Source organism: Coleofasciculus sp. C1-SOL-03 (genome assembly GCF_040220555.1).
Lineage (GTDB): Bacteria > Cyanobacteriota > Cyanobacteriia > Cyanobacteriales > Coleofasciculaceae > Coleofasciculus.
In genome coordinates this window covers 1-11,013 of record NZ_JAVJUO010000025.1, presented here as the reverse complement: position 1 = coordinate 11,013, position 11,013 = coordinate 1, and the positions used below count along the sequence as shown (strand labels likewise).

The 11,013-nt window shown below is 43.2% G+C and carries 8 protein-coding genes and 1 pseudogene; 3 read left to right on the top strand and 6 right to left on the bottom strand.

The features are described 5' to 3' along the window. The 3 genes and pseudogenes from RIE73_RS04080 to RIE73_RS04070 form a co-directional block, all read right to left on the bottom strand. Window positions 1-159, bottom strand: a pseudogene (locus RIE73_RS04080) (gamma-glutamyltransferase); the annotation flags it as partial. A 17-nt stretch (window positions 160-176) separates the two neighbouring features. Further along, a complete protein-coding gene (locus tag RIE73_RS04075) occupies window positions 177-530 on the bottom strand; it encodes a hypothetical protein (RefSeq protein WP_446399973.1) in 354 nt (117 codons plus the stop codon). Beyond that, on the bottom strand, window positions 514-3,873 hold the full coding sequence (locus RIE73_RS04070) for a helicase-related protein (RefSeq protein ID WP_446399972.1): 3,360 nt from the start codon (window positions 3,871-3,873) through the stop codon (window positions 514-516). The genes RIE73_RS04075 and RIE73_RS04070 overlap by 17 nt, the downstream gene beginning before the upstream one ends. Before the next feature lie 701 nt (window positions 3,874-4,574). Between RIE73_RS04070 and RIE73_RS04065 the strand changes: the two genes are divergently transcribed. From RIE73_RS04065 to RIE73_RS04055, 3 genes are all read left to right on the top strand, one after another. Then, window positions 4,575-4,724 (top strand): hypothetical protein, encoded by a 150-nt coding sequence (locus tag RIE73_RS04065; RefSeq protein ID WP_446399971.1) that lies wholly within the window; start codon window positions 4,575-4,577, stop codon window positions 4,722-4,724. A gap of 627 nt (window positions 4,725-5,351) precedes the next feature. After that, entirely contained in the window at window positions 5,352-5,489 is a 138-nt protein-coding gene (locus RIE73_RS04060) for a hypothetical protein (RefSeq protein ID WP_446399970.1), read from the top strand. Window positions 5,490-5,606: 117 nt separating this feature from the next. After that, window positions 5,607-5,744 carry a hypothetical protein gene (locus tag RIE73_RS04055; protein ID WP_446399969.1) on the top strand — a complete coding sequence of 46 codons (138 nt, stop codon included), beginning with the start codon at window positions 5,607-5,609 and terminating at the stop codon, window positions 5,742-5,744. A gap of 279 nt (window positions 5,745-6,023) precedes the next feature. Here RIE73_RS04055 and RIE73_RS04050 read toward each other — a convergent pair whose 3' ends face one another. The 3 genes from RIE73_RS04050 to RIE73_RS04040 all read right to left on the bottom strand — a co-directional run. After that, window positions 6,024-6,557 carry a type II toxin-antitoxin system VapC family toxin gene (locus RIE73_RS04050; RefSeq protein WP_446399968.1) on the bottom strand — a complete coding sequence of 178 codons (534 nt, stop codon included), beginning with the start codon at window positions 6,555-6,557 and terminating at the stop codon, window positions 6,024-6,026. A 2-nt stretch (window positions 6,558-6,559) separates the two neighbouring features. After that, complete coding sequence (locus tag RIE73_RS04045) at window positions 6,560-10,420, bottom strand: Eco57I restriction-modification methylase domain-containing protein (RefSeq protein ID WP_446399967.1); 3,861 nt, start codon at window positions 10,418-10,420, stop codon at window positions 6,560-6,562. 177 nt (window positions 10,421-10,597) lie between these two features. After that, window positions 10,598-11,013 (bottom strand): EVE domain-containing protein (locus tag RIE73_RS04040; protein ID WP_446399966.1); only part of this gene is annotated, 416 nt, incomplete at its 5' end.

Here is an 11,013-nt window from a genome sequence, read left to right as displayed (position 1 = left end):
CGCCATGGCTAACGCTGCATCAATAGCATTTCCCCCTGCCCAAATCATCTCCATCCCCGCTAATGTGGCGAGGGGTTGGCTAGTGGCGACAGCGCTATGCTTACCCATAATCACCCGTCGCGTTGAAGGGTAGGGGTAGTGAGTTAGGTTATTTGTCATTTGTCATTTGTCATTGGTCAAAACACTGATTTCACGGATTTATTAGAGAGAGTGAGGTAGGGAAGTGAGAGATTAGTTACACTGATTACATTGAGTGACATCAGGGTGAAAACCTTCCCGTTAATGATGAATTTTGTCCCTACATCTTCCCCATCTTCCCTATCTTCCCCAGCTTCCCTATCTTCCCCAGCTTCCCTATCTTCCCCAGCTTCCCCATCTCCCCCATCTCCTGATAACTGATAACTGATAACTGATAACTGATAACTGATAACTGATAACTGATAACTGATAACTGATAACTGATAACTGATAACTGATAACTGATAACTGATAACTGATAACTGATAACTTCCGTCAAACCAACGCTTCACTACAAACAATGATTGGAACTAAGTAATCCTCATCCTTTTGGCGACGGTTTAGCCATTCGTGTCGGTCATATTGGGCGTAAAGTTGCTTGAGTTTGATAAACAGTTCATTACCCGTTATACTATTCCGTTTAAGCCGATTTAACTCGCGCTTTAGTCCCGTGGTGACGGGTTCGCGGAAGGCTTTTTCTAATAGATTAATTTGGGCTTTGATGTCCTCATCGTTAATTGTTTCAAAAAAGAGTCGGAGTTCCCGTAAACTATAGCGTTGTCCTTGACTAAGATTGCGGCTATAGTCTCGTTCCGATTGACGGTGTTTCACGTCTTCGGCAAATTGACGTTTAATTCTCATCACCGCCGCATTATAATCTTGGGGTAAGGATAATCCTTCCTCTTGGGCGCTGCTTTTTAGTCGTCCTAAAATGCGAGAGATATCCCGTGATACAATCTCTCCCTGGTCATCAAGTAAGACTAACTGCTGATACCCTTTTAACTCAGGGCGATTGGGATAGGAAGCTTCACAAAACACAAATAATCCTTTATTTAGGGAGAATTTAGCGGTGCGGATACCGTGGGGTAAATTGGCGATGCGTTTGTATTCGGTTGGGTTATCTTTTTGTAACTGGCGCAGGATTTCTTCGGCTTCATTTAGGTCTAAATATTCCCCATTATCCTCAAATAAACTCAGTTGCTGGCTATCGCCATTCTTCTCATAGATAGCGTACATCGCGTCTTCGTTGAGTTGTTCCGTGGGGTCGAGAATTGCTGCATCTTCGCCGATGGTTTCGTGGATTTCGGCGATGCGGTTGGCGAGGATGCGACGTAAGCCGAGATTTCTATCTAAACCCGTTTCGGGTAAAAAGTTAAAGCCGTAAACGATATCATTTTCACTGCCAATTCGGTCAATCCGACCAAACCGCTGAATTAAGCGCACTGGGTTCCAATGCAGGTCATAGTTAATGATTAAGTTGCCATCTTGTAAGTTTAGTCCTTCGGCTAAAACATCGGTGGCAATTAAGGTGTTAATTTCTGTTTCATTCCGGCTAAATTGATAGTCGGGGTTGGCTTTGGGGGCGAATCTACCCACGATACGGGCTTTACTTTTATCGCCGCTATAAATAACGTCAATATCATCCTGTTTCCCGTCGGGGTTGAGGTTTTCGTAGAGGTAACGGGCGGTGTCGGCGTATTGGGTGAAGATTAAGCGTTTACCGTTGGTTAGGGGGGCTTGGTTTAGCCCGGATTTTAGGGTTTGTAGTTTGGTGTCTTGGGCGGGAGTGATGGGTTGAACTAAGGCGAGAATTTTCTTAAAGAGTTGGATATCATGGTGGATATGTTGATGTAGGCGTTTGGCATCAAAGTCGGCGAGTTTGTATTTGCCAGAGGCGTGACGTAAGGCATCAAGAATGTCTTGTTCTTCGCCTTGGTTGGGTTCATAGAGAATGGATTGGGCTTCCTCCCCAGCGGGAACAAATCCTTGGGTTAAGGCTTTCTCAAACAGGTAATGGGCGTTGAGGAGTTTTTTCACGGTTTCTCGGAAAGCCTCTACGCTAGACTCGAAGCGTTTAAAGAGTAGCACCCGAATCAATCCGCGCAGGTTCGCCCCGGCTGTTTGTAAGCTGGAATAGGGGTCTTTTTTCTGCTTGGCTTTTAAGACATAATTGCCTATACCATAACGGGCATAACAGAGTTCATTGGCGGGGGGATTGGTGAGTTGGCGTTTACGAGATTTTCCCAGATAGTGGCGCAGTTGTTGGTATAAACCTTGATAGGTATCTTCGATGCTGTATTCAATGGTTTCTAATTGACGTTGGGGGAAAAATTGGTGCTTCCCGCCCACAATTACATAGGCGCGGCGTTTCCCGTTAAGGTAGGCGGAAAAGTTGGTGGGTTCGACGGGTTGATGGGTTTGGGCGTCGAAGCCGTACCAACGGAGAATGTGGTTGCGGGTGCGGCGGATCAGGATGTGGGATAATAAATTGGGTAAGTCGCGATCGCCTACCTCGACTAATTTAAAGTAGGCTTTTAAATCCGGGGGGTCTACGGGTAAGTCGGTTTTGTCGTCGGGGTGGAAGAGTTTAATTTGGTTATAAATATCCCAGGCGCTTTTATTCCGGGGGGTGGCGGTGAGAAAACAGCATTGTTTCCCAGTGGCGAGGAAGGTTTCCACGATTTTGTAGCGTTGAGTGCTAGGGTTGCGGAGGTTGTGGCTTTCGTCGATAAGGATAAAGTCTCTATCTTGATAGCGGAAGTCGTTGACGAGACGGTTTTCCCCATTTTCGCCATCCTCTCGCAGCATTCCCAGGGAGAGGACACGGGCGTTGAGATGATAAACTTCATTGTAACGTTCCCACATTTCTACCAGGGGGGCGGGACAAAGAATTAAAGGGCGGGCGCGTTCCACTTGTTCAAACCGTTTGACAATCGCTGCGCCTATAAAGCTTTTCCCTAAGCCAACGACATCGGAGACGAAACAGCCGCCGTAGTCACGGATAATTTTGATGGCTTGGTTAACGGCTACGTTTTGGAAGTCGGCGAGTTGCTGGGTAATCGCGTCATCGGCGATAATTTCGATTCGGTTTTCCTCTTGGATGCGATCGCGGACTAACATATAGAGGGTTTTCATGTAGATATCGTAGGGGCGGGTTGGTGCCATTACCCACGACTGCTGCATCTGCTGCATTAGGGTTTCGTCGAAGTCTTCGGCGTCTTCCCAGAGTTGGTTATACCAGTGGGTGAGGTGTTGGTGGTTGTCGTTTCCGTGAACAATGACGTTGAGTTCAGTATTATGGGAAATGCCGGATAGGGTGAGATTAGAGGAACCAACAACAGCAATCCCATTTTCAGCGCGATCGACCAGTTGTCCTAATTGGTTATAAACTTTACCATAGTCGAAGATGTAGGCTTTGGCGTGGAGTCGTCCTTTGGTATATACTCGCACCTGTAAGCGTTTTTCTTCGATCATCTGTACCAGGTTTTTGACCAAGGTTTCCGCTGCATCGGTTTGATCCATTAATTCCACGCTAGACCGGATATTTTCAGCAGTTTGGGCTACCATTTCCTGGCGGAGAATGCGTTTGGGATAGGTTTGGGCTTCGATTTGGTCTTTAATAAGTTCTAAGCGGCGATATCCTTCGGCGAGTTGTTCGATGGTTTCGCGGTTGCTGGTATTACCAATCAGTAACCGCATTTGGTTGATAGTGGCGAGACGGGGGGCGATGGCGATGAAACCAGACAGGAAGAAATAACCGACAGCAAAATGGGCGGCGTCTGAGGAGTCGAGGATACAGTTGATATTATCTACCAGTTTTTGGTTGCGGTTGTCGATGATATCGTGAGTTGGCATTTGTTATTCGTCATTCGTCATTTGTCATTCGTCTTATGTCAAAGCCAGTAGTAGCGTGACTCAGCTAATTTGGTTCGTAGTGAGGGCTTTAGCCCTAATCTGGGAATTCGCCGATAATCTGATTTTACAATAAAGAGAAGTCTCTCCCCAAGGGTAATAATACGATGGTACAGACAATCTTTGCCAAAGAACTCAGTCTCTACGATTTAGAGACAGAATTTAGTTTACAGTTAACCGAACCAGTATCGTTTATCGCAGGCGTTTCCTATTCTTAAACCAGGTAAGAGATCCCCCCTAGCCCCCCTTAAAAAGGGGGGAACCAGAAATTACCGCAGTTTTCAAGTTAGTAGACTACAGACGATGATTGCGCTGAAAAGCAAGCTGATGCAATTTTGTATTCCATACAGCGTTTTCTTTCCTCGATGTGATACACCCTCTCCAAGAATAGAAAAGCACTGTCTTTACTGTGCTACAACGTTTTGGAACGTGCTGTAAACATGAAAAGCGCTGTAATCAAAGTCCCCCTTTTGAAGGGGGATTTAGGGGGATCTAAACGGCTGATGGGTAAGTTCAAGGATAAGAATTCTGAGATTTAGAGTTTATAGTCAAGGATACCAATGTGACTGAGAATGGGGTTACAGGAGCGCACATTTTCCCATGGTGAAATAATACCTCACACCACCGCCTAAATCAAGAGATTCGTGGGATTTTTTTTGAATGGCGAGAAATCCGATAACTTGGTGGGTTATGACGATGGCTTTATTCAACGGGTTGGTTGTATTGATTCAGCACCATCTCATTCGCGATCGCGGATGATGGGTAAGTTCAAGGAAAAGAATTCTGAGACTTAGACTTTATAGTCAAGGATACCAATGTTCTTGAAAAGGGGGTTATAGGAGCGCACATTTTCCCATGATGAAATAGTACCTCAAATCAGAACATAAATCAAGAGATTCATTCGATTTTTTTTGAATGGTGAGAAAGCCAATAACTTGGTGAGTTATGACGATGGGTTTTTTCAACGGGTTTGTTGTACTAATTCAGCACCATCTCATTCGCGATCGCGGATGAAGTGTAAGTTCAAGGAAAAGAATTCTGAGACTTAGAGTTTATAGTCAAGGATACCAATGTTCCTGAAAATGGGGTTATAGGAGCGCACATTTTCCCATGATGAAATAATACCTGAAATCAGAACATAAATCAAGAGATTTATGGAATTTTTTTGGGATGGCGATAAATCCGATAACTTGGCGGGTTATGACGATGGGTTTATTCAACGGTTTGTTGTATTAATTCAGCATCGTCTCATTCGCGATCGCGGCTGATGGGTAAGTTCAGGGATAAGAATTCTGAGATTTTGAGTTTCTGGTCAGGGATACCAATGTTCCTGAGAATGGGGTTATAGGAGCGCACATTTTCCCATGGTGAAATAATACCTCAAATCACTGCCTAAATCAAGAGATTCGTGGGATTTTTTTTTGAATGGTGAGAAATCAGATAACTTGGTGAGTTATGACGATGGGTTTATTCAACGGGTTGGTTATATTGATTCAGCACCAACTCATTCGCGATCGCGGATGAAGTGTAAGTTCAAGGAAAAAAATTCTGAGACTTAGAGTTTATAGTCAAGGATACCAATGTTCCTGAAAATGGGGTTATAGGAGCGCACATTTTCCCATGATGTAATAGTACCTCAAATCACCGCCTAAATCAAGAGCTTCATCTGATTTTTTTTGAATGGTGAGAAATCCGATAACTTGGTGAGTTATGACGGCGCGTTTATTCAACGGGTTTGTTGTATTGATTCAGCACCATCTCACTCGCGATCGCGGCTGATGGGTAAGTTCAAGGAGAATAATTCTGAGATTTAGAGTTTCTGGTCAGGGATACAAATGTTCCTGAAATGGGGGTTATAGGAGCGCATATTTTCCCATGGTGAAATAGTACCTGAAATCACAGCAGAAATCAAGAGATTCGTGGGATTTTTTTTTGAATGGTGAGAAAGCCGATCACTCGGTGGGTTACGACGGCGCGTTTATTAAACGGTTTGTTGCATTAATTAGGCATCGTCTAACCCACCCTACGGCTACTACTACCAGTTTTTGGTTACGGTTGTCGATGATATCGTGAGTTGGCATTATCATTTCTCGTTAGGGAATTACATCCATTGGTGTCCAGATAGTTAAATTTGGTACATGAGCAAAGTCACTATCGTGAGTAACTATATTATCGATGGGAGTAGAATGTTGATTCATTGTCCCCAGATGCAAAGAATCACCTGTCATCAATCCATACTGGGTGCGTTCTCGTTTAGTTTCAACTAATGTTTTTTTGCTAATCCGCAGGACTTTAATCCCCAGCGCCAAAATATCTTCAAATTGTTGTTGATAATCTGTTAAATTACTGGCTAATGAGCGGTTACTTGATAACTTATTCTTTAATTTAGAAGCGCTACGACGTGTAATATATCCCTTGTTTACGGCTTCGGCTAGCATCAGTTTATGCAAGAGGTCTGAAAGAATTTGGGTATTCACGTAGGCGGAAACTTCTCTTTTAGCAATACGGTTAATAAATGCTGTACAGGTGGTGGATTTACTCCGAAAGTATAGATCAAAGATAATAGTATCCACAAAGACCCTTGTCCCTAATGGTAGGTGAGCAAGGTCACGGGTAGTAGCCGTCATGATTATTGGTCGTCATCCTCCCACTCCTCCGGTAAGTCAGCCCAAATTCCACTTAAACGTCTAGCGGCTTCAAGCCTTTCGTGTCGCTCACTTTTTTCTTTTGGACTTAAGCGAGTTCCCCTCTTACCTTTCATCACATCTTGTGGATTACCCCCTTGTCGTACTGCGGGTCGATTTCCTACCCAATCCTTCTCTTGTGCATTCATCTCATTTGAGAGGTTACGAACGGCGGCGTAGATTGCTTCAAGTGCTGCTGTTTGTTCTTGATCAGAATGGAAACCATGACCTGAAAGCCAAGCGCGGTCAAACGCTTCGCGTTCTGGCGTTTCCATTTCCTGAATTAGCCATTGAAATTTCTGGGAACGAATATTCTGAAAAGCATCAAGTAAACGCTTGGCATCAGCAGGTGCTATTTTGCGGGGGTCTTGTAGGAGTAATTGCTCTGCTTCGTAGGTTTTAATTTTGAACATCTGTCCATAGCTACAACCTTGTGTATATCTTACTATGAAGTTAAATGTACCTAACAATAAGGCTGCTATGAGGTTTGTATCTACTTCAGCATGAGGTCTGATTTCTACACAGTTGTCGCTGACTTGTGCCTTTGCTTCGTTAACGCCTAGCACCAAGCCCATCTTATTGCTAATAGGTAGCACCAGAGGAGCTGGGTCACGCGCTTGGAGACGATACCATTCACCCTGCTTACGTCCGCGAGCCTTACAAGTAGCTGTTTTATCAAAACCTTGACTTTCGCCCCAACGAATGTACTGCTCGACTTTTGTTCCTCTTAATTGATTTCGGGGTTTGTCAGCTACGAGTAAGAAAACGTTGAGATGTTCTGGTTGAATCTCAGGCGTTACAATATCAGCAGGACGTAGGATAACGGGTTTGAGAAACTCTGCTTCTATTTCCCACTCTTGAATTCTTGATTTATCTAGGTAAAAGAACTTATTAGCTCCTGTCTTAATACCAAACTGCACATCAGCAATGTTCCCTAACTCCACCAGTTTATCTTGGCATCTTTCTAAGATTACCCAATAAATGTCTGGTGCGCGTAGATATTTTCCTCCCCACTTATTGTCCACATACTTCCCAAGACTAAAGCCATAAGAATATTTTTGCTTTGCATCCGTATTTTCTGGGTACTTCCAACCCTCCTCAAGTAAGTGACTCTGAGCTATCGGATAGACTCGATACTCCTGGGTAGTTTGTCTCTGGTTTTGCGCTTCAATATCCTGAAAAACTGTAGGTGACAAAACCTGCTCAAACGGTACATAAAAAGCAACAAACTTCGCAGTTTGATTCAGTCCCCAGTCAGAATTTCCGTTAGGTGCAGAAAGGAGAGTAATAACTGTGTTAACGTCAGCCGACGCGAAAGACCTTTTAGCTCCATTCTCTAACACCATTTTGACATGACAATGCCTGAGTAAAAATTCCTGTAAATCTGATCCATAGCCCACATCTAACCAGGAATTCGAGGTGATGAAGCAGAATGAGCCTTGAGAATTCAAAAGTGATAGACCGTGGAAATAAAAATAAATATAAAGGTCGCTTTTTGAGTCAAGCTTGTGAGCAACCGCCTTTTCCGGCTTCGATGGATTGATATCTTTTTGGGGTTGATATCCAAAAAATTTAGGAAAAAGCTGATAGACGGAATGAGCTAGCTTGGCTTTATAATCTTTTTTATTATCAGTTGTGATATCGTCACGGTCTAAAAAAGGATTTGCAATATTTTCCTGACGCACATAGGGTGGATTGCCAATCACAATATCAAACCCCTTCTGTTCTCCTTCAAAAATTTCGACAAAGGCTATGTCCCAAACAAAAGGTACAGTTGCATTAGGTTTGAGAGCAGCACGGGCTTGTTTAATCTGAGATAATTCTTGGCTGAGTGATTTTAGCTGATTTTGCCACTCAGCAATTTGTGATTTTAGTTTCCGAGACTGAACTTTACTGACACCTTCTAGGAGTGTAATTTGCTCATGTTCTGGTTCTTCAAGTTTCCGGTGAATGCTTTTAATTTGTTCCTGAATCCTGTGTTGGCAGTTATCTAAAATATCGCGAAACAGTCTAAGTTCCTCTTGACGAATGTCTCGATCCGAGTTGAATTCACAGGTTTGATCATTATTGTAGAATTTCAGCTTTTCTGTTTTCAGGCGAGTAATACGACCTTTGATAGCTGGTGCAATTCTGATAGAACTCCGAATTTGTCTAAAGTCAATCCCACCAACTTCTTGTACTAAACTGTCTCCTGGTCGAACTTTAAACGTAAAGTTGGGTAGTAGGGGTTCACGTCTGATATATAGTTCCTCAGCCGGAATTTCTGCATCTATAATCAAAGCCAACCATAGCCTAAGTTCAGCGATACGGCAAGCCCAATCCATGACATCTACCCCGTAAAGGGACTGACCAATAATACGCTTTTTTCGCTCATAAGCTGATTCTTCTCGGTTTAATTGTTGATTAACCCGTTGTTGCAAATCATCTAATACTGAGAGAAATCCGACTAAAAATGCACCAGAACCACAGGCTGGATCAAGTAAAGTAAGATGACGCAATTGATTGTCTAATTTATCCCAAAGCTTCGCCTCGGCTAACTTTTGGTCAGCTATAGCTTTTTCCTCTGGCTCTAAGGCTAATATGAATTCATATAATAGGTCTTGATAATTAACCCCTAAGTGATTAGTCAAATAATCCACCAAAGACAGTCGGCACATCAAGTCAATTTCAATACGAGGTGTATAGAAAATGCCTGCATCTCCCCGTTCATCAGCTTCATTGGAGACATTCACCAAACTTTCATATACTTTACCGATCATTTCTGGATCGACAGCCACTTCTTGATCCAGTGGGGTGTCTTCGCTAATCGTGAAATTGTATCGTTCTAAAAAGATAAGAACTTGGGCAAAACGTCTGTCAGTTATGGAAAAACTATATTGTCGATCAAGTTCATTTTCGCGAAATAATCCTCCATTCAGGTAAGGCGCTTGTTGTAGAATGGATTGTATCTCATTGGGGAAGTGACGATGACCTCCATGGAAACGATTATTAAATGCATCAAAAAATAAAATATTTAACCACTGATCAACAAAGGAGTTAATCGGTTGATTTGAGTTTTGATAAGTAGACCAAAACCTATGCAAAAATTCTCTATTATTCCCTAACCACCCTTTGCACTGGATAAAATAAAGGAACATTAATCGGTTAAGGAACTGCAAAGCATAATCGTGCGCCCAATGACTGTCATGGGTTTGTCGGGTTAGGTCATCTTGAAGGATACTAAAGAGAGCTTTATATTCTTCAAAGAATTGCTGAGTAACTGCTTCAACATTAAAAGCTTGGTCGTGAAGAAGCTGAATATCTAAGGGAGAAGCTTGAGGAATCTGTTCTAAATCGAGTAGGGCTATTCTTTCTGAAGCCGTTCTGAGACATTCGGTTTCAGCAACTGTAATTCTACGAAACAGTCGTCTTCTCTGAGGATTTCGGTTATCGTCTGATTGTCGCTCGTCACCAACTATCTTGACATTGATAAAATGCCACTGGTCTTGCTGATTGTTAGAAAAAACAAATAGGGCATAAGGATGATTTTTTAACAGTTGATTAACCACGGTACGCTCATCACTCACTAGTAATTGTCGAGACTGCAACCGTGCATAAATAACGTGAAAATCATTTCCTCCAGACGCCAACACAACTGGATCTTCTGCCAAGACTTGTGAAGCAGTATCCGTCCACCCCCGCCGAGACAGGGGTTGATTTTCTCGCTCGTAATTCAGTTCAGACCAAAATAACTGCTTGAGTGGGTTTAAACCCCGCAGCGAAGAAAGAAGATCTAGAATAGATTGCTGAAATTCCCGTTGGCGCATGATTATTGTCGATAGGGAAGCTGTTTAAATTGCCTCTTTCCAATGTAACTTAGTAGACTGATATCTGGCACACCTGGGTCAAGATACTCCAAATAACGGTAAGTGGGGAGGGGTCATAAAGCTTGATGGGTATATTCTATCGTTGAGCCGCCTTGCCCACTCTACATAGAACTAAGTTCACAAACAACCTCTCAACTCATGAACCCGCTGCCATTCTTCAGGCGTTACCTTATAATTCGTCCCATTCGGTACACGAATCACCCCCAAACTCTTCAACACCGCATCTTGTTTTAAAGAGTCCCGCAATAGGGGCTTCTCTAACAGTTTCGTCGTAAACCGAATACGGGCTTGCGGCTTGCTTCCCAAACGAGACTTATCAATCCAATAGCCAATATCCGGGACTTTATCCAACAGTTTAGGCGGTTCAATAATTTCCGCGATCGCATAAATCCCCGCATCCTGTCCGGCTTTCCAAATCAACACCCCATCACCCGCCGCCATATCCTTAGCGTAGCGAGTCACCAACCACGGCATTTGCACAAAATCGCCAATCGCATCAATAATCCGGTAATACTTGGGATTGCCTTGAAAAA